This window comes from Clostridium sp. CM027 (genome assembly GCF_024730565.1).
In the GTDB taxonomy this organism is placed as follows: Bacteria; Bacillota; Clostridia; order Clostridiales; family Clostridiaceae; genus Clostridium_AD; species Clostridium_AD estertheticum_B.
On record NZ_CP077725.1, the window covers coordinates 1,634,761 to 1,660,390 of the forward strand.

Annotated in this window: 19 protein-coding genes and 2 riboswitches; of the genes, 3 read left to right on the plus strand and 16 right to left on the minus strand. The window is 31.6% G+C overall.

Annotation, left to right across the window (positions count from 1 at the left end):
* Positions 1 to 201: 201 nt before the first annotated feature.
* The 7 genes from KTC92_RS07850 to KTC92_RS07880 all read right to left on the minus strand — a co-directional run bounded on the left by KTC92_RS07850 (position 202) and on the right by KTC92_RS07880 (position 8,698).
* Positions 202 to 2,703, minus strand: coding sequence for an ABC transporter permease (locus KTC92_RS07850; protein ID WP_220286491.1), 2,502 nt, complete (start codon positions 2,701 to 2,703; stop codon positions 202 to 204).
* 2 nt (positions 2,704 to 2,705) lie between these two features.
* The gene (locus tag KTC92_RS07855; RefSeq protein ID WP_220286492.1) at positions 2,706 to 3,410 is read right to left on the minus strand and encodes an ABC transporter ATP-binding protein; all 705 of its coding nucleotides are present in this window, start codon (positions 3,408 to 3,410) and stop codon (positions 2,706 to 2,708) included.
* A gap of 10 nt (positions 3,411 to 3,420) precedes the next feature.
* The gene (locus KTC92_RS07860; protein ID WP_216302898.1) at positions 3,421 to 4,026 is read right to left on the minus strand and encodes a TetR/AcrR family transcriptional regulator; all 606 of its coding nucleotides are present in this window, start codon (positions 4,024 to 4,026) and stop codon (positions 3,421 to 3,423) included.
* Between the two features lie 218 nt (positions 4,027 to 4,244).
* Positions 4,245 to 4,655, minus strand: a complete 411-nt coding sequence (locus KTC92_RS07865) for a nucleotidyltransferase domain-containing protein (protein ID WP_220286493.1) — start codon at positions 4,653 to 4,655, stop codon at positions 4,245 to 4,247.
* A 96-nt stretch (positions 4,656 to 4,751) separates the two neighbouring features.
* Complete coding sequence (locus KTC92_RS07870) at positions 4,752 to 5,552, minus strand: hypothetical protein (protein WP_220286494.1); 801 nt, start codon at positions 5,550 to 5,552, stop codon at positions 4,752 to 4,754.
* 271 nt (positions 5,553 to 5,823) lie between these two features.
* Complete coding sequence (clpB, locus tag KTC92_RS07875) at positions 5,824 to 8,421, minus strand: ATP-dependent chaperone ClpB (protein WP_220286495.1); 2,598 nt, start codon at positions 8,419 to 8,421, stop codon at positions 5,824 to 5,826.
* A 115-nt stretch (positions 8,422 to 8,536) separates the two neighbouring features.
* On the minus strand, positions 8,537 to 8,698 hold the full coding sequence (locus KTC92_RS07880) for a hypothetical protein (RefSeq protein ID WP_165413130.1): 162 nt from the start codon (positions 8,696 to 8,698) through the stop codon (positions 8,537 to 8,539).
* 519 nt (positions 8,699 to 9,217) lie between these two features.
* Here KTC92_RS07880 and KTC92_RS07885 point away from each other — a divergent pair.
* Positions 9,218 to 9,544 (plus strand): helix-turn-helix domain-containing protein, encoded by a 327-nt coding sequence (locus KTC92_RS07885; protein WP_165413131.1) that lies wholly within the window; start codon positions 9,218 to 9,220, stop codon positions 9,542 to 9,544.
* 50 nt (positions 9,545 to 9,594) lie between these two features.
* The gene (locus KTC92_RS07890; RefSeq protein WP_216302902.1) at positions 9,595 to 11,088 is read left to right on the plus strand and encodes a DUF1538 domain-containing protein; all 1,494 of its coding nucleotides are present in this window, start codon (positions 9,595 to 9,597) and stop codon (positions 11,086 to 11,088) included.
* Between the two features lie 107 nt (positions 11,089 to 11,195).
* Here KTC92_RS07890 and KTC92_RS07895 read toward each other — a convergent pair whose 3' ends face one another.
* From KTC92_RS07895 to KTC92_RS07910, 4 genes are all read right to left on the minus strand, one after another.
* Complete coding sequence (locus KTC92_RS07895) at positions 11,196 to 12,974, minus strand: penicillin-binding protein 2 (protein ID WP_220286496.1); 1,779 nt, start codon at positions 12,972 to 12,974, stop codon at positions 11,196 to 11,198.
* A 522-nt stretch (positions 12,975 to 13,496) separates the two neighbouring features.
* A complete protein-coding gene (gene add / locus KTC92_RS07900; protein ID WP_216302904.1) occupies positions 13,497 to 14,489 on the minus strand; it encodes an adenosine deaminase in 993 nt (330 codons plus the stop codon).
* A 92-nt stretch (positions 14,490 to 14,581) separates the two neighbouring features.
* Positions 14,582 to 14,681: riboswitch (purine riboswitch) on the minus strand.
* Between the two features lie 67 nt (positions 14,682 to 14,748).
* A complete protein-coding gene (locus tag KTC92_RS07905) occupies positions 14,749 to 15,759 on the minus strand; it encodes a CPBP family intramembrane glutamic endopeptidase (protein ID WP_220286497.1) in 1,011 nt (336 codons plus the stop codon).
* A gap of 242 nt (positions 15,760 to 16,001) precedes the next feature.
* Positions 16,002 to 18,113: a PAS domain-containing sensor histidine kinase gene (locus tag KTC92_RS07910; RefSeq protein WP_220286498.1), complete on the minus strand. Its 2,112-nt coding sequence runs from the start codon at positions 18,111 to 18,113 to the stop codon at positions 16,002 to 16,004.
* Between the two features lie 281 nt (positions 18,114 to 18,394).
* Here KTC92_RS07910 and KTC92_RS07915 point away from each other — a divergent pair, with 281 nt between their 5' ends.
* Complete coding sequence (locus KTC92_RS07915; RefSeq protein WP_220286499.1) at positions 18,395 to 19,609, plus strand: DHHA1 domain-containing protein; 1,215 nt, start codon at positions 18,395 to 18,397, stop codon at positions 19,607 to 19,609.
* A 189-nt stretch (positions 19,610 to 19,798) separates the two neighbouring features.
* Here KTC92_RS07915 and KTC92_RS07920 read toward each other — a convergent pair whose 3' ends face one another.
* The 5 genes from KTC92_RS07920 to glpK all read right to left on the minus strand — a co-directional run bounded on the left by KTC92_RS07920 (position 19,799) and on the right by glpK (position 25,494).
* The gene (locus KTC92_RS07920; protein ID WP_220286500.1) at positions 19,799 to 21,172 is read right to left on the minus strand and encodes an SH3 domain-containing protein; all 1,374 of its coding nucleotides are present in this window, start codon (positions 21,170 to 21,172) and stop codon (positions 19,799 to 19,801) included.
* A 19-nt stretch (positions 21,173 to 21,191) separates the two neighbouring features.
* Complete coding sequence (gene thiE / locus KTC92_RS07925) at positions 21,192 to 21,821, minus strand: thiamine phosphate synthase (RefSeq protein ID WP_216302909.1); 630 nt, start codon at positions 21,819 to 21,821, stop codon at positions 21,192 to 21,194.
* Complete coding sequence (thiM, locus tag KTC92_RS07930; protein WP_216302910.1) at positions 21,811 to 22,647, minus strand: hydroxyethylthiazole kinase; 837 nt, start codon at positions 22,645 to 22,647, stop codon at positions 21,811 to 21,813. The genes thiE and thiM overlap by 11 nt, the downstream gene beginning before the upstream one ends.
* A 205-nt stretch (positions 22,648 to 22,852) precedes the next feature.
* Positions 22,853 to 23,677 carry a bifunctional hydroxymethylpyrimidine kinase/phosphomethylpyrimidine kinase gene (gene thiD / locus KTC92_RS07935; protein WP_216302911.1) on the minus strand — a complete coding sequence of 275 codons (825 nt, stop codon included), beginning with the start codon at positions 23,675 to 23,677 and terminating at the stop codon, positions 22,853 to 22,855.
* Positions 23,678 to 23,823: 146 nt separating this feature from the next.
* A riboswitch (TPP riboswitch) is annotated at positions 23,824 to 23,934 on the minus strand.
* Between the two features lie 69 nt (positions 23,935 to 24,003).
* Positions 24,004 to 25,494, minus strand: coding sequence for a glycerol kinase GlpK (glpK, locus tag KTC92_RS07940; protein WP_165413142.1), 1,491 nt, complete (start codon positions 25,492 to 25,494; stop codon positions 24,004 to 24,006).
* Between the last annotated feature and the right edge of the window lie 136 nt (positions 25,495 to 25,630).

Genomic DNA, 25,630 nt, shown 5'->3' on the forward strand with positions numbered 1-25,630 from the left:
TTAATTTTTATTTATAAGTCTCTACCGTTTTTTTTATGTTTTCTATATATACTTCCAAACATTGAGATAAATTATCCCTGCTGCAGATCAAGCTTTTTTAAATTGAAGGTAACTCAAAATAAAATTTAACGCAAAGAAAAAAAGCCCGTGGAAAATCACAAATTATTTCCCGGGCATATTTTTATGTTTTTATAAGCAACATTATTCTGCACTTTTAAGTGATTCTATCATATCTATCTTACCAAATTCTCTGTACATAACTAAATTTACAATTATAGAAAATGAAATTGTAAGTAACACTGAATATAGAAAATAAATAGGGTCAATTTTCCTCATAAACATCATTACATTAGTCTCTGAAGTGTTAATTACAAACCCACATAGGAGTATTCCCACAGCTATTCCAGTTAGGCTTCCTATTACCGTTAATATAATATTTTCACGGTATATATATAGTGCAAGTTCACTATCATAAAATCCTAAAAGTTTTATTGTAGACAATTCTCTTTTTCTTTCATTTATATTTATATTTGTGAGATTATATATTACAACAAAAGCAAGAACTCCTGCGGATACTATTAGAACGAGCACCACTGAATTTATACTCTTCGTGGTTTTATTAAAATCAAAATGTGTTTTGTTTTTGTAATTTATAGATCCTATATTTTGAGTCCGTGTTAGTACCTTTGTGGTGTTATCTTCTGCACTATCTGATGTTGATTTTAAAAGTCCATAAAACCCATTAAATTTAAGATTTTCCCCAGTTATTTTTTTATAATAATCAGAGCTTATATAAATATAATGTTGCAGATAATGCTCTGTTATCCCTGAGATTCTAGCTTTTACCACCTTATCATTTATGGTTATCTCAAATATGTCTCCAATTTTTTTATTCATAAGTTTCGATAATTTTTCAGTAATAATTACACCATCTTCTTTAAGGCTTAGATCTGTACCTTTCATTGTAAGATTAATATACTTATTAAGTTCCTTCTTATCTTCTGTAACCACTAAATATGCATCTTCTCTACCAGATTTATAAAGATCCACCGTTCCATTTTTTGTATATGAAAATAAAACTGATTTTACGTTATCATCTTTCATTATTTTATTTTGTGTGATATCTTTTTGATTATCGTCTATGTCTTTCCTAAGTGTTGACTGCATATCATATCTATATATATTTGTAAACTGACTTTCCACAGCACCCATTATTCCTGATTTAAGTCCAAATCCTGTTATCATAAGTCCTGTACACACCGCGATGCCTATTACGGTCATGAAAAACCTTTGTTTATATCTAAATATATTTCTTGCAGTAACTTTACTTGTAAAACTCAACTTTTTCCATATAAAAGTTATTTTTTCGAGTAATATAGTCTTTCCAGCCTTTGGCGGTTTTGGTCTCATCAAAGATGCTGGTGCTTCTCTTAATTCCTCAAGTGTCGCCGCTCCCGCTGCAAGAGTTGTAAATAGTATAGCGATTAATGAAGATTGAAGCGCTAAACTAGGGTTAAAAGGAGTTAAAGAACTTGGAATAGAATAAAGCGAGCTATAAGCATTCATTATAAGTGGAGGAAAAAGTCTAAATCCGAAAGACACACCTACTATGCTACCTGTTATACTAGCTAAAAGTGCATATATTAAATAGTGAGTAGTTATGGCCATTCTTGAATATCCTAAAGCTTTTAAAGTTCCTATTTCAATTCTATTTTCTTGAACCATTCTCGTCATAGTTGTAAGGCTAACTAAAGCTGCCACTAAGAAAAATATAAGTGGGAAGGCCTTGCCTATGTTATCTATTCTTTCACTATCTTGTCTATATGTTTCATATCCCAGATTAGCATCTCTTCCAAGAACATACCATTCTGGTTTTTTAATATCATTATTTTCTGCTATGTTTATTTTACCTTGCGTAGTTTTCAATATTTGCGAATACCTTACTTTACTTCTTATAACTCCAATGTCCTTAAGATCTTGCTTCATATTGTTAGAAGTTTTTTTATAATCTTCACTTAATATAAGACTATCTTTTGATTCTTCACTATCATCTTTTACATATATTTCTGTATAAACATCGCTTTTAAATACATCAGGTAGTATATAAATAAATCCCCGAACAGTTCCATTACCAACTGAACTTAGCTGTCTTTGAGCTGATAAGTATAAAGGTGACAGCGCTGTTCCTACTATTTTAAATCTGCTATTTTTTAGGTCATTATCTATTAAAGCATCTTTTCCTGATTTAAGTTCTATAACATCCCCTATTTTAAGTTTATTTTCTTTTAAAAATCCTTCTTCCACTACAACTTCATTGTTAGCTTTTGTTATTCTTCCTGTGACGATCTTAATCTTATTTATGCCACTTTCAGGAGGAATTGAATTAACATTAATCACCAGGGAATGTTTATCTTTTTCAACTACTGCGTCTATCGAAAATGAACCCTCAGCCTTTTTTACACCTTTTAGTTTTTGGACCTCAGCTAAGTCATCCTTTGTAAGTCCAAGTGTAGATATAAGTTTAAAATCCATAAACTCAGTTTGATTAAAATAAAAATCCGCTGATTTTTTCATATCTGGACTAGTAGCTCGAACTCCAGCATAAAAAGCTACTCCCATTGCAATGATTATTACTATAGATAAGAACCTTGAAAGTGTCTTTTTTATGTCTCTAAATAAATTTTTAAAAAATGTTTTCTTCACTTCTACCACTCCAAGCTTTCGATAGACATTGGATTATCATTTTTCATTACGCTTTCAACTTTACCACTTTTAACTGTTATTATCTTGTCAGCAATAGGGGTTATAGCGGAATTATGTGTAATGACTATGACAGTCATGCCATGCTTTTTTGAAGTATCAGATAGTAACTTAAGTATCGACTTACCAGTATTATAATCCAGTGCTCCTGTAGGCTCATCACAAAGAAGTAACTTAGGATTTTTTGCAAGGGCCCTCGCTATGGAAACTCTTTGCTGTTCTCCTCCCGAAAGCTGCGACGGGAAATTCCGCATTCTATTTTCAAGGCCTACATTTTTAAGTACTTCTTCAGGATTCATTGGGTTTTTACAAATTTCAACTGCAAGCTCTACATTCTCAATTGCATTTAAATTTTGTACTAAATTATAGAACTGAAATACAAATCCTATTTCGTCACGCCTATATTTTGTGAGCATTTTTTTATTGTATTCACTTATATCATTGCCATCCACAATAATATTTCCAGTAGTAACCTGGTCCATACCTCCCAAAAGGTTAAGTATTGTTGTTTTACCTGCACCACTAGCACCAATAACTACAACAAGTTCACCCTTTTCTATAGAAAATGAAACATCATCTACTGCTTTGATGATAACTTCTCCCATGGTATAAGTTTTTTTCACATTTTTTAGTTCTATAAAATTCTTCATTTTTTATCTCCTAACTTATATTTTCACAATCTAACTTGCTCATAATATTTTTATAAAATATATCTATTATATCAATAATAAGTTTTCTCACCTGAGCTCCGTCGTCTTTCTCTCTTAAAATGATAGAAATACTCTCCACAAGGTTATATGATATAAGATAAATAATAAAATTATTTTTAAGTCTTTTCCCCTGGAGTGACAGCTCATATTTCATTTTCTCTGAAACTATTCTAGTTACGAACTCAACGAAGGTCTTTTTACAATTTCCATATTTCGATCCTTCGCTTTTATTAAGTAATATTGTAATTTCTATGCTATTTTCTTTAAATATCTCCATTATCTTTTCCATTAATTTATAAAAAATATCATCTGCTTCTTCATTTATTTCTACTTCATTAAACTGATTAATGTAATCCATTAGTCTATCATATACAGGTCCAATTAATTTTTCATACAAATCATCTTTACTATGAAAATATTTATAAAAATTCCCCACTGATGTTTCAGAGTTCTTAGCTATCCCCCTTATTGATGTGCCTTTGTATCCCCTTTGTTTAAATTCCTTTAGAGATTCTTCTACTATATTATTTCTTACCTCTTCCTTCAAATATTGCATTAGAAAACCTCCGTTCTCTTTTATAGTATACTCTATTTTTAAAAAAACTCAACTGTTGTGTTATTCAAAGGTGTCGCATCTTTCTTATACAGTGAATCAAAAATTATAAACAAATAACTAAGAAGAAAAAAGGTAACAACAATGAATTTAATCATTGTTGTTACCTTTTTCTCTTGAATTTTTATGGTTATATTTTCATTTAAATACATCCTACAATATCATTCCCCATACACATTGCCTCTCTTCTTTATGTTTTCCAATATAGCTGCTCTTTCTTCATTTAATAAAGCGTATTCCTTAAATGTATACATTTCAAAATACATTCTTCTCGTATCATTATTACAATAAATCGTTTTACCTGTTCCTACTACTTGTGATTTAAATACTGTAGATGATTTTCTTAAATCTACAAGATCTATTTCTCTATTAAGTAAACTTGCAATCTCTTGTGAAATCATAAATATTTCATATTCACTAAAAGCTTCATCACCTAAAAATGCTATGTCTATATCACTATTTGCGCGTGAAGTTCCTTTTGCATATGATCCAAATATATATATAAGAAATGGTTTTATTTTTTTTATTAAAACTTCTTTTATAATATCCTTATCTTTATCCTCTAGTTCCAAAACCTTCACATCCTTTATAACAATTATATTTATTGTATCAAATTTTTAATTAATATACTAGGCTCTAGCTAAATAACAAACAGTGCTTTCATTGCATTATATTTTTATTAATGATATTAGTAAACTTACAATGTAAGTTATACTTGAAAAAATCAATGATACTATGAGAAATCCTATTAATACAATGTTATATTTCAATATATCTTCAGCCATAACAAATCTCGAAATGCCAAGGGTATTGAGACCTAATATTATTAGGAATATTATAAATAATCCCTTAGAGGCCCCTTTAATATCCGCAGAGCTTAACGATATATGAGATGAAATACATATAGCTAAAAATAAAAACAATATAAAATAGGGATTAGTAAAATTCTTAATTGAAAAGATTATTTTTATTAAATTAACATAAGAAGTCATTATTCCATTCAGAGCTATACCGTTTAATTTAGTTACATTTAAATTATTAATAGATATAGTTATAAATTCATTATATGTCTTAGGAATTATGACGTACATTAAAGCTATTATAGACGCGATTCCTCCGAATATAGGTGCAGTGCCTATGAAAAAATTACCTATCTGTTGATATACACTATTAGGATTATAGGCATGCTTTACATACCCAAGTACACCATTTTCGTCTCTCTTTTGTATTAGTACCACTTTTGTAATTTTGTGCCCAAAGAGAAAACAAAAAATAGCATGAGAAATTTCATGTATGGGAACACCTACAATAGCGGTAATAGCAACTGCCTTCCACCCAAAACTCCTTTGCAAATTTTCTATTGAATGCTCCCTTAAAAAGCCAAGGATGAATCCTACAAGAATTATCATCCCTGTCAAATATAATGTATCTACCGATGTCTTTATTATTAAGTTTACTAAGAAATTCATTTAATCACCCTCACAAATCTTGGCTCAATCTACACCATACAAATCAGCTTCTTTAGTTATATTATATCACTAACTAAACTTTCAATGCTAGATGTTATCACCGCCACTTGTTAGCCATGACACCTAATATTTAGTGATTTTATATAAAAATAATAATAAAAGCACCTACCTAAGTAAGTGCTTTTATTATTATCTTTTAGATTATCTTGCTTTTACCGTTATCTGTCAAAATCCACCTCAATGAAAAGTGACTTATAATAGCTCTATTAAGTTAAATTTTTTCTATTATAATTTGATTATCCTTTGCATCTACACCGATGATAGAACCATCATTTATATCTCCCCTAATAATTTTCTTTGCAATAGATGTTTCTAAAACATTTTCAATATATCTCTTTAACGGACGTGCACCGTAGATCGGATCGTAGCCTTCTTCTGCCATAAGTTCTTTAGCATCCGTAGTTACTTTCATTGATATGTTTTTATCTTTAAGCCTATTTTGAATATCTGCTAGGAATATATCAACTATTCCTTCTATTTCTTTTGTTTCTAATGGTTTAAATAATATAATATCATCTAATCTATTTAAAAATTCCGGTTTAAATTTGGATTTTAGCTCGCCCATAACTCTATCACGGATATGCTGTTCTATGCCTCCACTTTCTTTGTTTTCCAAGAGGTAGTTGCTTCCGATATTTGAAGTCATAATTATTATGCAGTTTTTGAAATTCACAATCTTGCCCTGATTATCAGTTAGGCGTCCATCGTCTAGTATTTGAAGAAATATGTTAAACACATCCTCGTGAGCTTTTTCTATTTCATCAAATAATACTACGCTATAAGGTTTCCGCCTAACAGCTTCTGTAAGCTGACCGCCCTCTTCATAACCTACATATCCTGGTGGTGCCCCTATAAGTCTTGACACAGAATATTTCTCCATATATTCCGACATATCTATCCTTATTATGTTTTCACCACTCTCAAATAAAATTTTAGCTAAAGTTTTAGCAAGTTCAGTTTTTCCGACACCAGTAGGCCCAAGGAATATAAATGAACCACTAGGTCTTCTTGGATCCTTCATACCGGCCCTCGCCCTTATTACTGCATTTGACACTGCAGTTACTGCTTCTTTTTGACCAATTACCCGCTCAGATAATTCATCTTCAAGTCTTAGGAGCTTCTTCCTCTCGCTTTCTTGGAGATTTGTTACAGGTATACCAGTCCACTTTGATACTATCTGTGAAATTTCATTTTCGGTTACTTCTTCTTTAAGCATGGCTGTTTCATTATTTTTATGAATTTCTTTTTCTTTTTCTTTTATCTGAGCTTCTAGCTTAGGAATTACTCCATATTTAAGCTCTGCCACTTTATTTAAATCATATTCTCTTTCTGATTTTTCTATGTCCCCCCTTGAAGCATCGAGCTCTGCTTTCAAATTTCTAATTTCAACTATCTTAGACTTTTCTTTCTCATATTTTGCTGTCATCTCATTATCTTTATCTTTTAAATTACTTAGCTCTTTTTCGAGTATTATGAGCCTTTTCTTTGAAGCCTCATCCTTTTCTTTGGATAAAGCCTTCTTTTCAATTTCTAACTGAAATATCTTACGTTTAGCCATGTCCATATCTGTAGGCATACTATCTATATCAGTCCTTATCATAGCACAAGCTTCATCTATAAGATCTATTGCCTTATCTGGAAGAAATCTCGCCGTTATATATCTATTCGAAAGCTTTGCTGCAGCAATAATGGCTGAATCATGAATCCTTATACCATGATATATTTCAAATTTTTCTTTAAGACCTCTAAGTATTGACACAGAATCTTCAACTGTAGGTTCTTCTACAGTTACTGGTTGGAACCTTCGCTCTAAGGCTTTATCTTTCTCCAAATATTTCCTATACTCATCAAAAGTGGTCGCCCCAATGCAATGAAGGCTTCCTCTGGCTAGCAGTGGCTTTATCATGTTTCCAGCATCCATAGAACCCTCTGATTTCCCTGCTCCCACTATATTATGAATTTCATCTATAAATAAAATTATTCTACCTTCACTATTTTCTACTTCTTTAAGCACTGCTTTAAGTCTTTCTTCAAACTCACCTTTAAATTTGGCCCCCGCAATAAGTGCTCCCATATCTAAAGAAAATATTATTTTATTTTTAAGCCCTTCTGGTACGTCTCCCTTTACAATTCTTTGAGCTAGCCCTTCTACTATAGCAGTTTTACCTACTCCAGGTTCTCCTATAAGCACTGGATTATTTTTAGTTCTTCTAGAAAGTATTCTTATAACTCGCCTAATTTCCTCATCTCTTCCTATCACTGGATCTAGTTTATGTTTTTTAGCTTGTTCCACAAGGTTTGTTCCATATTTCACTAATGCCTCATAAGTACCCTCTGGATCAGCATTTTCCACTCTCTGATTTCCCCTAACGGTCGATAACACATTTAAAAAAGCTTCTTTAGTTATATTAAATTTCTTTAAAATATCTCGAATGTCTTTAGAATTCACATCTATAAGTCCAAGCATTACATGTTCTACACTTATAAAAGAATCTTTAAACTTTTTAGCTTCATCTTCGGCCCGTGCAAAAACTTCTTCAAACCTTCTAGTAGCATAAACTGATCCACTATCTGCACCACTTCCTGTAACTTTTGGCATACTATTTATTTCTTTGTTAATCTCCTCATTAAGCTTTGCTATATTCACTCCCATTTTACTAAATATATTAGGAATAAGACCGTCCTCTTGAGCTATAAGTGCTGCAAATAAATGCACAGTATCTACCTGTTGATGATTATTTTTTACAGCTAATAATTGAGCCTCATTTAAGGATTGTTGAACCTTTACCGTTAATTTTTCTACATCCATGTAAATAACCCTCCCTTTAGTTTTTTAAATTATTACCCACTATTTAATTATAACTAAAAAACACCCATAACTCTTTAAATAAATTACTTTTATTTAACAAATTTGTTTTGTAATTTTATTTGAGTACTGCCTGTGCTATTCTAACAAGTTGCTCTTTACTTAAAGCTTCAAGATACCTTTGACGTTCCATAAAAGTACACTCTTCTAAAAGTTTTCTTACTCTATGAGTTTCTATATAAATACCTGAAAGCATTAAATCTTTACTACTCGAATCCATGTAATGCCTCCTCCAAATGTTATAATATATTGTTGCAGACCCTTCGCTGTAGCCCTTATCTATTAATTTAACAATACATGCTTTTCTATCTTGCTTTTCAAAACATTCACAAAGATTATATATTTTCTGAAGCATTATCATCTTTCTTTTCCTTCCTTCTTAATCATCCAGGAAACATACAAAATACAAGTTTTTCGTATGTTTTTTCATCCGCGCTTAATTTCCAATCACTTTATATTATACCATATTTTATATAAAAAAAACAGCAATCCGTATACAAATCGCTGTTTTTTTTGGAAAACCACTAACAAAGCACCAATTTATTGTAAATCAGTGCTTTGTTAGTAAGGATATATAATTAACCACATCCTTCATGATTTATTTCCTTCCATTTCAACATTTATTCCCTCTATTCTTCAATAATTACGGAACCTATGAGAACCGAAATGCATGATATTGTTGCTTTTAGGTTACAAATATGTTATACTTACAATATATTATTTTAATGGAGGTATTATCGTGAGCGATATTGGGAAATTTATTTTTGAACATAGAACTTCAAGAAATTTATCTAGTCGTAAGCTAGCTTCACTTGCAGACATAAGTCATACGGAGATACATCGACTTGAAAATGGAGAAAGAAAGAATCCATCACCACTGGTATTAAAATGCATAGCAAGAGCTCTTGAGATGCCCTACGATGATATTATGAAAGCGGCAGGATATATGGATAGCACCCATTCTCCTATTACCACTGTACACCTTACTGGCACTGATGATCTAACCGACCAAGAACTCGAGCAAGTGAACAATTTCATTGAATTTTTACATATTAAACGCAAATAAATAACAATATATATCCTAATTTTTAGACTTTAAATGGAGGTGTCTTATATTTGAATATCATTATTAAAAAATTTAAAGAAGTTTTATTTTCTGTACTCCCAATTACTTTAATAGTATTACTATTGAATTTTACAATCATCCCTCTTGAAACACATCTAATACTTAGATTTTTAATAGGCGCAATTTTCATAATATTTGGACTGTCTATATTTTTACTTGGTGTGGACACTGGAGTTACCCCTATTGGTACTTTAATGGGAAGTTCTCTTGCTAAAAACAGTAAAGTATTGGTCTTAGTTTTTTCGGGATTAATACTCGGTTTTTTTATTACAATTGCTGAACCAGATTTGCAAATTCTTGCTTCTCAAGTTAGTACTGTAACATCGGGATCAATAACTAAACTTTCGATTTTAGTTGTTGTATCTATTGGTATTGCAATTATGCTATCTATAGGTTTATTAAGAATAATTTATAATAAATCATTAAAGAAAATGTTAACTGCAATATATTTGATTATTTTTGTTCTATCTTTATTTACATCTTCTGAATTTTTAGCAATATCATTTGATGCTTCTGGTGCTACTACGGGCGCAATGACCGTTCCATTTATATTAGCACTTGCGTTAGGAGTGTCTTCAATAAAAAAAGATGGAATATCCTCGGAAGAAGATAGTTTCGGACTAGTAGCAGTAGCATCCACAGGCGCTATTTTATCCGTTATTATTATGAGCCTTATATCAAAGTCTGATAAAATTGTTGGCGACCTAAGCACTAGTACTGTCAGCTCAACCTCAATTATAAATCCATTTATTGAAAAATTGCCAACTATGATAAGTGAAGTTTTTTTCACCTTGCTTCCATTATTATTATTATTTTTTATATTCAATAAAATATCATTTAAGCTTTCAAAAAAGGAATTTTCAAAGATATTGAGAGGTATTCTATATTCTTTTATTGGACTGATATTATTTTTAACAGGAGTAAATGCTGGTTTTATAGAGATTGGAACTGTAGTCGGACACAGTATTGCTTCCCTACATAGTAGTTGGATTCTTGTCATTGTTGGGTTCATACTTGGATTAGTGGTAATATTAGCTGAACCGGCTGTGCATGTACTTACAGATCAGATAGAAATTGTTACTCATGGATATATAAAAAAGAAGGCAGTAATTTTTACTCTTTCTATCGGAGTTGCCTTTGCAGTAGCATTATCAATGTTAAGAATAGTTGTACCCGGGATTCAGTTGTGGCATTTTCTTTTACCAGGATACGCAATTTCAATTATTATGTCATATTTTGTGCCGAAACTATTCGTAGGAATAGCATTTGACTCTGGCGGTGTAGCTTCTGGTCCAATGGCAGCAACTTTTATTTTAGCCTTTGCACAAGGTGCCGCTGAGGCCATTGAAGGAGCGAATGTATTAATCGATGGATTTGGCGTAATTGCCATGGTTGCTTTAACTCCATTAATTGCTTTGCAAATTTTAGGTTTGATCTTTCAGCATAAGGCTAAAAAAGAAGGAATAAAAATAAATGCAAAATAATTCTAACACCTGTGAATGTTAATTAATATTCGATACTTATTCAAAAAACAAAGAGCAGATCTCATCCCTAATATGGGATGAGATCTGCTCTTTATTTTCATTTAGTATTAATTTGTATCACTCACATTTTCCGTAGACATGTTAAGTATTCTAAACAACCCTGAAAATAACTTACGTGCTGCCGGTACTGCTGTCTGGGCAGCATAATATTTTTCCGGGTTTGGCTCTTCTATTGTAACTATCAATGTTACCTCTGGATTATTAGCAGGAGCCATACCTGCAAAGGATGCTACATATTTACCAGAACCGTAACCCCCTTCAGTACTGTTAACCTTATTTGCAGTTCCTGTCTTTCCAGCTATGCGGTACCCCTCCATATAGGTATCCTTTCCAGTTCCCTCCTTAACAGCTCTTTCCAAATACATTCTTAATTCAGCTGCTTTTTCTTTGCTGGTTATAACCTTTTCACCAAGATTATCATATTTTTTATCCACAACTTTTTTATCTTCCACCATATGTGATATCTCTTTCATAACATGGGGTCTTATCCATGTACCTCCATTAGCTATTGCATTGAAGGCAGCGATATACTGCACTTGGCTAACCGCTACACCTTGACCATAGGCCATTGTAGCAAGATCAATAGGTTTAATACTATTTAAATCCTTTATTAAGCCAGTACTTTCACCTGGCAAATCTATACCGGTTTTCTGTCCAAAGTTAGCCGCCTTTAAAAATTTATAAAAATTTTCCTCTCCAATTTTTTGTCCCAGGTTAACAAATCCAACATTATCGGAATTTTTTATTATATCTGAAAAAGTCTCAACCCCATGATTTTCTTTATTATCATTATACAATGTTGTACTTCCAACCTTAATGCTTCCATTACTTACAAATCGGTCCTGGTCCGTCACCACGTTATTTTCAAGTGCAGCAGCAGCTGTTATAACCTTGAAAATTGATCCTGGCTCAAACACATTACTGATAGCTCTATTCTTCCATATTTCCTGTACTTCACTATCTGTTTTCCCTTCTACATAAGGCTTATTTAGATTATATCCCGGTGTATTAACCATAGCCAAAATTTCACCATTTTGCGGATTCATAATTATTATGCTTACAGACTTTGCACTATTTTCATCCAATGTTTCTTTTGCTACTTTTTCAGCTAAATTTTGAATTTGTTCATCTATAGTTAATGTTAAATCCTTTCCATTTACAGGTTGAACCGTGGTTGCTTCTTTATAGGGCAATTCATTATTATTCCTATCCACTTCTGTCACTTTTACCCCGGGAATACCTGCTAATTCATTATTATAACTCTGTTCTACTCCACTTATTCCATTTCCCTCCAAATTGGTATGTCCGATAACCTGGGATAAAACGCTATCATTTGGATACATTCTCTCTACATCGTTTGAAATTATTATGCCATTATATTTTAAATCTTTAACCGCATCTGCACCCTTCTTATCAACCTTTCTCTTCAATGATACAAATTTAAGTAGCTTGCCATTGCCATCTTTACTATCTAATATTTTTTCAAATTCGCTCTTTTTAACATCCAGTTTCTGCGACAATTGTTCAATGGCTTGTTCTTCAGGTATTTTTTTAACTTCTAAGTATCTTTTAAATACATTTAAATCAACATCAACCCTGTAAACATCTGCACTTAATGCCAATTTTGAACCGTTTCTGCTCAGAATCTCCCCCCTTTGGGGAGCTATTTTTATAGTTTTTGTCCAATTGTTTAATGCCAGCTGTTTATAATCTGACCCATTAATAACCATTAAATAAACCATTCTACTCACAAGACCCATAAATGCTATGGAAAATAACATACCTGCAAAAAAAATCCTTTTACTTCTCACCCTTTTTCTTTTCAATTTGCTCACCAACCTATTTAAATAATTTCTTCCGATGTTTACGCACTTCCCTCCTCTTTGTAAGTTACCAATATATTAGAATTTATTCTAACATTTATTCGCGTGAATTTTAGTTTAACATAAGTATATAGAAAATACCCAAGTATTATATTTTGTATAATATACAATTAAGGGATAAAAATAAATGTAAAATAATTCTAACACGCGTGAAAGTTAATTAACGTTCGAAACTTATTTAAAAACAAAGAGTAGATTTCACCCCTAAATATGGGATGAAATCTGCTCTTTATTTAAAAAACTTAATTTGTAATCTAGTCTTCTATTTCGCTCATTTCTTTTTTTTTAATAAATATATAGGATTGGCATATCCTAGTGTTCCACACATCAAATTGCCCGCCCATTTATTAAGTTCTACTAAATTTAGATTATCACTTGGTATGTATTTAACCTTATTTAAATAATATCACTTATAATAATACTATTCTACCAAATTTTTGATTAATATACTAGGGTATTAATCACTTAGATATATTTCCTTAACCATTCCTTTGTTTCTAAATCAGCAAATGCTGCATCAACACTATTAAGATAAATTTGTTTATATTCCTCAAACGTAATGTTAAATTCTCTTAATAATACATCGCATTCCTTAGTCATATTTGTGTCAGATACAGTTCTATTATCAGTATTGACGCTCACCCTTATTCCATCATTAAAAAAATCATAAATTGGGTGTTTTTCAAAAGTATCAATTGCTTTAGTCTGGATGTTACTTGTTGGACACATTTCAAGAGTAATTCCTTTATCTTTTACAATGTTATAGGCTTCAATGCAGTCTTTAATAAATACTCCATGACCTATCCTTTCTGCCCCCAAAAGTTCCACTGCTTCAAGGACATTTTTTCCTATTCCTGTTTCACCTGCATGGATAGTTACTCTATATCCATATTCTTTAGCTAATGATATAGGTTCTATAAATTTTTCACAAAAGCCTTCTCCTTCAGATCCACATAAATCTATTGCAACTACACCTTTCAAGAGGTACTTTCTGCCAGCTTTTACAACCTCAAAGGCTTTATCAATAGACATAAATCTCATGCAGCAAAGTATTACATTTCCTTTTATATCATATTTCTCTTCTGCATATTTGATCCCAGATATTACACTCTCTATTACGTCTTCTACACTTAAACCCTTTGTTATATGAAGTAGTGGTGCAAATCTAACTTCAATATATTTTACATTTTCTTTTGCACAATCGCAAAGAAGTTCAAATGTAATTCTTCTTAAACTCTCCTTTGATTGCATTACTAAATTCGGAATTTCAAACCTTTTTAAATACTCATCAAGAGATTTACATTCTGCTGGGGCTGTAACTTCTTTTCTAATATTTTCAATATCATAGTAGGGAATACTTATACCCTCTTCTTTTGCTATATCAATTATTGTTCCCGGTCTTACACTTCCATCCAAATGACAATGTAAATCAATTTTAGGTAAATTTTTAAATTCCATATTGTCCTCCTTTTAATTTTAATGACATTTCAGCTCCACAGGAGATGATTTAATTAGCAAAAAATAAAAAATCCTGACCACAAAGAAGATAAACATAGTTGTATCTTCTTCGTAATCAGGAATTATAGGTTCCTGGTAGAAACCCCCAAACCATATTATTGGGGTTATACGATTTAAAATTTATATTTTTATATTCTATCATAAAGAAAAAAATTGTCAAGCTGTAAATTCCCCGATACGCATCTTCGCAGAAGATGCTTTAATACCTTAGAACAACCAGCACAGTCATAGAAATAAAATATATAACTAATGGAATATATTGTTTTCTATCTATATCTATAATTTCTTCTTTTCTTGCTATATATTTTCCTTCAATGTCCTTTTCTTCTTCAATGAGATCTAATCCATCTTTTTCCTCTTTATATTCTTTTAATTTTCTTAAGTTTATAAATAATATAGATCCTCCGATTAGTAAAAATATTGAAGCTCTAAGTAAAATCACAGTTAAACTAGCATTCATTGCATCAGTTGTCGCAGCTGCTTGTACTTGTGTTTGATCTATCACACCATTCTTTATTCCATTATTCACAAGCTTCATATAATTCATTACGACTTTACTTAAAATAAAAGATATTGCATTATTTACTGCGTGAAGTGTCATACTCCCTACAAGCGATCCTGTATATTCCCTTACCTTTAATAGAACAAGTCCCAAAAACATTACATAAATAATTTGCATTACATTACCATGAAAGGTTGCAAAGATTGCAGTTATTATAAAAAATTTAATTTTTTTATTTATCCCTTCATAAGCATCTAAGAAAATTCCTCTAAAAAATATTTCCTCAAAAAATGCTGGCACCAAAACTATCACCACTAACCCTAATAATGTTGAACTACTGTTTAGTAATTTAGATATTGCCATACTATCCTTTATTGCAATGGGAAATAACTTCATGCTTATCATATTAACGCCTATTGCAAAAATATAAGTACCGACTGATATAGACATAATTAAAAAAACTTGCTTTAGAGATATCTTCTTTATTACCATTACCTTATTAAAGCTTCTTTTAGTAATCCTGCAATATAATAAAGCAATTCCACCAAGTGCTATAACACTGGCCCCTCCAGAAAGCAGAAGTGAGGTATCCCCGCTTATAGAACCATGTAATCTAAATACCCTTATTGCTATTAAGGGTATTGAAATAAATAACAATAACGCTCCTAATAATAAACTATTAGCTAGTAGTATTCTTTTATCTTTCATAAATTTTCTCCTTAAAACATAAGATTTTCTTCGAATTAATACTTTTTTAAGCACGGCATTAACTTCACTAAATATTAATACCCCTATATATATAATAAGCTAATCACCTAAAATAATCAAATTCTTAAATTTCACTCTCTGTTACAGGATTTTTGCTTAAAAACCCTACCTTGCAGGGTAGCTTATAAAAAAACCGTGCTATTTATAGCACGGTTTCCTGTGTTACTCTAAGGTAGTAGACATTAATATATATCTGAAAACTCAATCTTAATCTTTTCAATATTACTACTAACACTCAAATTATTATCAACAAAAACTCCCTCAATATCTAGTAACTTTTTTATAGGAAGTTCAAAACTAAATTTACTTCCTATATTAATCTCGCTTTCTAAAAACATTTTACCTCCATGCATTTCTACTAACGACTTAACTAAAGATAATCCTATGCCACTCCCTTCTCTATTTCTCGTAAGTGACTTATCAACTTGAATAAATCTTTCGAAAATGCATTGTTGCTTTTCTTTTTCTATTCCAATACCTGTATCCTTAACAGAGATTACAACACTATCTTTTTTTTCAAAAATATATACTAAAATATTTCCACCTGAATTTGTGAATTTTATTGCATTTGAAATGAGATTCAACATTATTCTTTCTATTTTATCTTTATCACAAGCTATTATTTTTTCTTCCATTTCTGTATCAAATAAAAGTGATATTCCTTTATTTGATACATACTCAGCTACAGACAAAGTTATTTCCTCTATAATACTAACAATATTACAATTACTTAAATGAATTTCAAAATATCCTGCATCTATTTTTGTTACATCTATTAAGTTGTCAGTCAATCTTATTAATCTATAACAGTTTTGTTTCATAGTTTTTAAATATTCCTTGCTTTTACCCTCATTTCCATTAAAGAGTTCCTTGAATTTAAGTTCCATAAGCTGGATAGTACCAGAAATAACATTGATCGGTGTTCTTAATTCATGAGATATATTCGCAAAAAAATCCGTCCTAAATCTATCATATTTTATTGCTTGATTTAAAAATCTTGTCTTTTCCTCATTTTCTTTCATTATCCCTTCATTTTCAAGTCGCTTAGTAATATCTCTTGATGACAATATTAAGGCTTTAACTTTATTATTATCATCTAATAATTTACTACCACAAATCTCTAACCATACAATATCTCCATTTGCATGCAAGCATCTACATTTGAATTTTTCATTTGTAGTTGAAGTAATTAGTTTTCTAATTTCCCTTAATACATTTTTCTTATCATCCCCGTAAACAAAATCAAAAACGTGCCTTTCAATGACATTATCTGTAGCATACCCAAGTATCGCCTTTTGAGCAGCTGTAATATATTTAATTCTACCATCAGTATCTGTTTTTATAATCATATCAGAAGTATTTTCAGTTATCTCCCTTAATAGTGTTTCACTCTCCCTTAGATTTCTCTCCATCTTTTTTCTTTTGTCAATATTGCGAGTCACTATTAAAACTGCTAGCTCCCCCTTATACTTAAAAGCAGCTGTGCCTAACTCAACATCAATAACAGACCCACCACTTGTAAGAAATTTCTCTTCAATAAATGGTGTCGTCATTCCGCCTTCATATATTATATTTATTCTACTCCTAGCAATATCAATGTAATCAAGATGAACAAACTCCATAATACTTCTTCCAATTATATCCTTAGAGTCCTTCACATCGAATAATCCTTCAGTCGCAGGATTAGCTAATACTATTTTCCCACCGCTGAGCACACATATAGCATCAGGAGATAATTCAAATAACTTTTTATATTCTTCTTCACTTTCAATTTTCTGAACTTTAGCCTCTTCTATACTTATTCTTTCCATAACAGCCGCAACCTGAAAGCAAATTAGCTTAAGCATTTTTAAATCCATATTACTATATTCAAGATTTTTCTCTATGTATATAATTTCTAATAACTCTTCCTTGTAAATCAATGGGTAAAAAACTTCAAAACCTTCACTACCTTTATTAATTACTTTTTCTTTTTTGCAATCACAGACTTCTTCTATAATGCCTCTAAATATATTAGAGGTGCCTCTAAATATATTAGAGGTGTCTTTAATATTTCTTTCATTATAAAAAATTGCTTCACCACACTGCTCTTTCCATTCTATTACTACTTCAAAATTTCTATTTACACACTCTAAAATTAATACCCTTTTAACTTTAAAATAACTATTTATTATATTAATTAACTTGCTATGCAAAGCATTTCTATCATTTTCAAATAACAAAACCTTTGATAACTCAATAACTTTATCAATATCTGTTTCTTGTAATACATTATCATTAACATATTCACTCATTTTAATTTCCCCTTTAAAAATCCATTGAAATGTCGTTAACTTTATAACTGAATTGACTTATTTTTAGAACATTCTCAAAATATTATATTCTACAAAATATAGTGTAAACCTTTTTTTTTCGGATTTTTCTTTGTATAATTTAGAATTTATTACTAATTTATGACAAAATCAAAGTAAAAACCCGGTATTATTTTGTAGCATAATATTTTTATGGTACAATTAGATTAAAAACACATCATGTATTCTATTGAAGCCTAGCTCGCAAAAGGAGATGCAAAACTTTGGAAAAGTTATATTACGAAAATCCATATCAAGCAGAATTTACAGCTGAAGTCATAAACGTAATCCAAAAAGAAAACAAGTATCACGTTGAACTTGACAAAACCTATTTTTACCCTGAAGGTGGTGGTCAACCAAGTGATACTGGATATATAAATGGTGCTGCTGTAACCTATGTGTATGAAGAAGATGAAAAAATTTATCATGTAGTTGCCGTGAACCCTTTAAAAATTCATAGGGTTAAATGCATCATAGACTTTGATAAACGGTTTGACTATATGCAACAGCATCTAGGGCAGCATATACTTTCTGCTGCTATTTCTGATCTATTTAATGCAACTACTATTGGGTTTCACCTCGGCACGGATTCTACAACTATTGATATTGATAAAGTTATTGGCAATAATGAAATTAAAATTGCCGAAAAAAAAGCTAACAAAATTGTATTAGACAATATTAAAGTAGAAGTACTATATCCAACTAACTCTGAACTAAAAAAATTATCGCTAAAAAAACTCCCAATAAAAGCTGGTGAAAAAGTAAGAATAGTTAAAATAGGTGATATTGATATAAACCCATGTTGTGGTCTACATCCTAGTTCAACTATTGAGGTTCAATTAATTAAGGTTACAAAATTTGAAAAGTATAAGACTGGAATAAGAATTGAATTTATATGTGGACAAAGGGCTGTTTCTGATTATGCCTTAAAACATGAATCCATGGAAAAAATGTCTAAACTTTTTTCCTGCAATAATGCTACAGTTTCGTCCGTTGTAGAACGACTTTCAGATGAACTTAATAAAGCACTTACTGAAAAAAGGGCCCTAAAGTCAGAGGTTGCGCAGTACGAAGTTCAAAATATGTTAGAGGCAGCCCCAAAAATAGAAGATATCAGGATGCTTAAATGCATTTATGATAATGGGGATTTAAAATATACTAATATGTTAGCAACAAAATTAGTATCCTCTCCAAAAGTTATAGTCTTATTTGGAGTAAAATCTCAAGATAAAGCAAATCTTTTATTTATGTGCTCTAAGGATTTGAATATAATTAGCATGAGCTCTATTTTAAAAGATGCCATAACTCTAATAGACGGCAAAGGTGGTGGAAGTGCCTTTTCAGCACAAGGTGGTGGTAAGAATAATAATAATTTAGATTCTGCGCTAGATTATGCATGGAGTAAAATCCACGCTGATATAATTTCTAGGAACAAATAATAGTGCAATCTATGAAGTTTCTCCTACGTGACTTGAAATAAGAGATTGAAACGTGAAATTTCATTAAGAAATTCTAATGTTTCTGCTCTTCTTATTTCAAAACACTATGGATAAACTTCATACTATATCGTATATCTATATTTATTGGAGGAGCTATTGCTTTTCGCTGGACCGAAATGGTCAGGCTAATTAATCCACATTAACAAAATCTCTAGCTCCGTATAATCCTTCAATATATGTTTTACCATCCTCTGATAATACTATACACAATGGAGAAACCATCACTTCGCGTACCTTATAATATTTTAAGCTCCCGTCCTGCTGTGGTTTATAAAAGCCTGAAAAATCATGAATAGCATAATATTGACCTTTTTCTTTACCTATATAAATCATTGTATGTCCATTCATAAATACTGACGTTCCAGGCTTCAATTTATTCAGCAACTTTTCTCTATCTCCCATAGTCATATTTTCCGGCATTTCATAGAAATTGCCCACTGCGAGTTTCCCCTGATCCTCGGAATTCCTAGGAAGCTTAATACCCATAGTTCTATAAACATCCATTATAAAACTTGCACAATCTCTAGAATTGAACATTCCACCCCATCCATATCTTTCGCCTAAAAATTTAAAGGCATTAACTATGATATTTTTTCTGGTATAAGGTAAGTACCCTAATGAGATATCTTCATTTTTTGCAATCAGAGCTTTTTTGAATTCTACATTTCCCTTATTATCTCTGGTTGGAAGCTTAACCACATAATTACCTGCGGAATTTTGACCATAAATATCCCCTTCTATTTCCTTAATATCTGCAAGTGGTATTTTAATTCCCATGTCAAATTTCACTTCTGATAATTGCTCATTTAATGGGTTATAATTTGTAAATACTCTTTTCCCTGTAGTTACTAAGAAATTTTCTGTTTTAAGATAATCAAAAATTTCTTCTTTACTAGATATTGCCACATCTTTTTCGGGTATCCATGCTAAATAATTATACATCTGTGCAAAATACCACTTTTTATCCACACTTGATAGCAGAATTACAATTGGTTCAACAGGATAAACAGCGGTCTCCTGAAATCTGTCAAATTCATAGTTATCTCCAGTTTTAAATATTTTATCATAGGTTGGGAATGTCCTCATCACAGTCTTTCTAATGGTTATTGCATATTTGATATCCAATAAGTCCATTAATTTTTCAATATTGCAATTCTTTATTAACTTATTATAATATTCTTGAACTACTAATTTCCCATCCTCATGGAATCTTTCAGATTTTGGCATAGAACTAATAGTATTTATCTTGTTTATTAATTCTTGCATGCTAAAGGATTCTTCGTAATTTTCTAAGTTCACAATTGATCCAACAGTTGTTAAACTACTCTTGTTGTATGCTTCAATCTCCTGTACATTCATAATATCTTTATTCATGCCACTCAATTTTGTCCAATAGTTCATGCAAAGCATTTTTTCCTTTAATCCTGGAATATTTGAATAGATTACCTTATCTACCTCGTTTCCAGATAGGTTCTTTTCGAATCCAGTCGGCTTGATAAACATTATAAATCCCCCCCCACTATTATTTCTGCTTTATGGAAGAACATAGTTTTTCTGCTGATGACCTTACAGATTTTTTCCCGAGAATATCTGAAACAACAGCTATTCCATCAATATTTGCTATCTTTAATAAATTTACATTTTTTTCATTAATTCCACCAATAGCAACTACAGGGATAGAAATTTTTTCTTTTATTTCTTTTAAACTTAATACAGAAACTGCACTTGCATCATCTTTAGTAGTTGTAGGAAACATCGCTCCAACACCCACATAATCTGCTCCTTGTTTTTCTGCCCTTTGTGCTTCCTTAAGTGTTGCAGTAGAAACCCCTAGTATCTTATTATCTCCTATTATACTTCTCGCGATAGTCGCTGGCATATCACTTTGACCTATGTGTACCCCCGCTGCATCTATGGCCTGTGCAATATCAATTCTATCGTTTATTATTAGGGGAATCTTATATTTATCTGTAATAATTTTTATTTTCACTGCAATATTATAAAACTCTAAAGTACTTAATCTCTTTTCTCTAAGCTGGACTAATGTAACCCCGCCTTTTATTGCTTCCTCCACCGCTGCAAATATATCTAAATCCACTAACACATCTCTATCTGTAACGAGATAAAGGCTATAATTCACATTATTCTTCATTTATTTTACTCCTTTCCATTATTAGAGCTTCAGATAAACTGTAAATAGCATCTAGCATTTTCACTTTAAATGTTCCTGATCCTTCGCTATTTTTATCTAAGCTTTCATAAGCTGTTTCTCCTGCAATACCCATTGAAACAATTCCTGCGAGTGCTGCTATTAAATTATTATCTCCAGCGCCTAAATAACAACCAATAACGGAAGTACACATACATCCTGTACCTGTAACCCTAGACATTATTTTATGACCGTTAGATGCGGTGTAAAGAGTCTTACCATCTGATATAATGTCTACAGCACCTGTTATAACTACTACCGTATTAAATTTAACAGCAAAATTCCTTGCCATTTCTTTCTCTCTTGTAAATTCATTACTATCTACAGAAAAACTCTCACTAGCATCTACACCTCTTGTTATAGTTTTAATACCATAAATTGTTTTTATTTCAGATAAATTCCCTCTAATAACTGCTAATTTCACTTCATTTATAATTCTTTTGCAAGTTTCTGTTCTATAAGTTGTTGCACCTACTCCGACAGGATCTAAGATAACAGGTATGTTTAATTCATTTGCCATCTTTCCTGCCTCAATCATAGCCTCTATAATTACACTATTTAATGTTCCTATATTTATAACAAGTGAAGATGCAAGTGATACCATCTCGCGAACTTCATGAATATCCTCCGCCATAACCGGTGACCCACCTATTGCTAGTGTAATATTGGCACAATCATTAACGGTAACATAATTTGTTATTTGGTGCACCAATGGGGTTTTTTCTCTTAAATTGTTTAGTAATTTAATTATTTTCTTATTAATTTCCATTTTGACATCATCCTCCAAATTATTGTTTATATAAATCCTGTAATAATCATAACGGGCATTGTAGCTCCAAGTAATAAATAACGTTTTATAAAGTAATATCTACTGCTATAAATATGATACATACTAATACATTATTTACTCCCCTTAAACTTTGTGTTATTAAGTTTACAGAACTCGCTGCTAAAAATCCAGTTTTTCACTATCCTTAATCATTTGCCATCCCTGCTTTTTTATATAATTCGTAGAAATGATTTGTAGGTCCCACCCCATGCCCAATATCTAAAGAATGCTTTATAGCAGTTGTTATATACTGCTTTGAATTTTTTATTGAATCCTTCATGCTATAGCCAAGCGCCAAATTTGCAGCTATGGCTGAAGACAAAGTACATCCAGTTCCATGAGTATTTTTTGTATTTATTCTCTCAGACGTAAAATGTGTAATTTCACTTCCATCATAAAACACATCTACGGCTTCCCCCTGCATATGTCCTCCCTTTAAAAGCACATTTTTGCATCCTAGCTTGTACATTTCTTTTGCTGCACTTTCCATATCTACTACTGTTTCAATGCTCGTAATATCTGAATTTACTTCTTTTAAAATTTCTTCAGCCTCAGGGACATTAGGTGTAATAATTGACGCTAGTGGAATTAATTTTTTAACCAAAGCCGTTTTTGACTCTGGCTTTAACAGTGAATAACCGCTTTTTGAGATCATTACGGGATCGAGTACTACGTTTTTAGGCTTGTATTGTTTTAATTTCTCACTTATCACATCAATAGTTGAGATCACAGAAACCATACCAATTTTAACCGCATCTACAACTATGTCTGTAAAAATAGCATCAATTTGTGCCTTGATGATTTCTTCGCCCAAGTCTTGCACTGCAAAAACCCCCATAGTATTTTGTGCTGTTATCGCTGTAATTACACTCATCCCGTATACGCCACTCGCACTTAAGCTTTTTAAATCTGCCTGTACACCTGCTCCTCCTGAGCTGTCAGAACCTGCTATAGTTAAAACTTTTTTCATATCAATTCCCTCCTAAAATAATTGTTTTTTAAATGTTAAATCATCACCTGCGGCACTATTCATCCATTTTATTTATAAAACAAAAAACACAAACCCATAGGATTCGTGTTTAAATTATCTTGATATATAAAAATATATACATATATAATACACCAATAAACAACTTCCTACGCTGGCATTATCCAGATCAGGTTATAGGGTCAAAGAATTAAAGTTCTTTCTCTCAGTTGGCCTATCCAACTCCCCTGTGTTAGGTTATTCTTTTATATTTCATATGTTAATAATAGCATAACAAATTATTATTAACAATTAATATTTCGTTACTACTATTCAAGTTTTATGCCTGATCTTTTAACAGCTATATGCCATCCATGAAGTAATTCTTTTCTTTTTTCTTCTGTCATACTAGGTTTGAAACTTCTTGATATTGCCCAATGCTTTGCTACTTCATCTTTGCTCTTCCAATATCCTACTGCTAGCCCTGCAAGATAAGCCGCACCGAGTGCTGTAGTTTCAGTAACCTCTGGTCTGTCTACTTGAACGTTTAAAATATCAGATTGAAACTGCATTAAGAAATTGTTATTGCAAGCTCCTCCATCTACTTTAAGTTCTGTAAGTATAATTCCAGAATCTTCTTGCATTGCTTTTAAAACATCATGTGTTTGGTAAGCAAGCGCTTCGAGAGTTGCTCTTATTAAATGTTCTTTCTTTGCTCCTCTTGTAAGACCTACAATTGTTCCTCTTGCATAAGGATCCCAATACGGTGCTCCAAGTCCAACAAAAGCCGGAACTACATATACTCCATTTGTATCTTCTACCGCATTAGCATATTCTTCGCAATCAGCAGCATTGTCAATCATGCGTAGCTCATCTCTTAACCATTGTATAGCTGCTCCAGCTATAAATACACTACCCTCAAGAGCATACTCTACTTTTCCATCTATTCCCCAAGCAATCGTTGTAAGTAATCCCTGTTTAGATTGAATTGCTTTGTCTCCTGTATTCATAAGCATGAAGCAGCCTGTCCCATATGTGTTTTTAGCTGTTCCTGGTGAATAGCAAGTTTGTCCAAATAATGCCGCTTGTTGGTCTCCAGCCGCTCCAGCAATTGGAATTTCCCCTCCAAACAATGAAATATCGGTGTTGCCATATACACAACTTGAAGGTTTTACTTCTGGGAGCATTGATTTTGGTATGTTCAATGTTTCTAAAATTTCGTCATCCCATGTAAGTTCATGAATATTAAATAGCATTGTTCTTGAAGCATTAGAATAGTCTGTTACATATGTTTTTCCTTTTGTTAAATTCCAAATTAACCAAGTATCTATATTGCCAAACAATAAATTTCCTGCTTCAGCTTCTGCTCTAGCGCCTTCTACATTGTCCAATATCCATTTTATTTTTGTTCCAGAAAAATAAGCGTCTAAAATCAATCCCGTTTTAGCTCTAACAATTTTATCAAATCCTTTTTGTGTTAATTCATCACAAGTCTCTGCAGTTCTTCTACATTGCCATACAATTGCATTGTATACCGGAACTCCCGTTCGTCTATCCCAAACTACAGTAGTTTCTCTTTGATTTGTAATACCTATTGCTGCTATATCAGACGCCGTAGCATTAACTTCAGCCATCGCTTCTGTTGCAACGCTAATTTGACTTGACCATATCTCCATTGGGTCATGTTCTACCCACCCTCCTTTTGGGAAAATCTGAGTAAATTCTTTTTGAGCGGACGTTACAATAAGTCCCTTTTCATTGAATAGTATACACCTTGAACTGGTTGTACCTTGATCAAGTGCCATTATATATTTAGCCATTTTAGCAAAACTCCTTTTTGAAATTAGTCTTATTGAATCGTTTACACATTGATAAAGAAAAAAATACGTTAATATATCATTATATTTAGTATAACTGATTATTATATTTATTGCAATATAACTTATAAACTTCACA

Excerpts from the sequence above, each read along its gene's own strand:
- clpB (WP_220286495.1), bottom strand. The coding sequence starts at position 8,421 with ATGGATGTAGAAAAATTAACGGTAAAGGTTCAACAATCCTTAAATGAG.
- thiE (WP_216302909.1), bottom strand. The coding sequence starts at position 21,821 with ATGAAGAATAATGTGAATTATAGCCTTTATCTCGTTACAGATAGAGAT.
- glpK (WP_165413142.1), bottom strand. The coding sequence starts at position 25,494 with ATGGCTAAATATATAATGGCACTTGATCAAGGTACAACCAGTTCAAGG.
- thiM (WP_216302910.1), bottom strand. The coding sequence starts at position 22,647 with ATGGAAATTAATAAGAAAATAATTAAATTACTAAACAATTTAAGAGAA.
- KTC92_RS07920 (WP_220286500.1), bottom strand. The coding sequence starts at position 21,172 with ATGTTTATCAAGCCGACTGGATTCGAAAAGAACCTATCTGGAAACGAG.
- KTC92_RS07905 (WP_220286497.1), bottom strand. The coding sequence starts at position 15,759 with ATGAAAGATAAAAGAATACTACTAGCTAATAGTTTATTATTAGGAGCG.
- KTC92_RS07870 (WP_220286494.1), bottom strand. The coding sequence starts at position 5,552 with ATGAATTTCTTAGTAAACTTAATAATAAAGACATCGGTAGATACATTA.
- KTC92_RS07880 (WP_165413130.1), bottom strand. The coding sequence starts at position 8,698 with ATGGATTCGAGTAGTAAAGATTTAATGCTTTCAGGTATTTATATAGAA.
- KTC92_RS07860 (WP_216302898.1), bottom strand. The coding sequence starts at position 4,026 with ATGCAATATTTGAAGGAAGAGGTAAGAAATAATATAGTAGAAGAATCT.
- add (WP_216302904.1), bottom strand. The coding sequence starts at position 14,489 with ATGGAATTTAAAAATTTACCTAAAATTGATTTACATTGTCATTTGGAT.
- KTC92_RS07855 (WP_220286492.1), bottom strand. The coding sequence starts at position 3,410 with ATGAAGAATTTTATAGAACTAAAAAATGTGAAAAAAACTTATACCATG.
- thiD (WP_216302911.1), bottom strand. The coding sequence starts at position 23,677 with ATGAAAAAAGTTTTAACTATAGCAGGTTCTGACAGCTCAGGAGGAGCA.
- KTC92_RS07910 (WP_220286498.1), bottom strand. The coding sequence starts at position 18,113 with ATGAGTGAATATGTTAATGATAATGTATTACAAGAAACAGATATTGAT.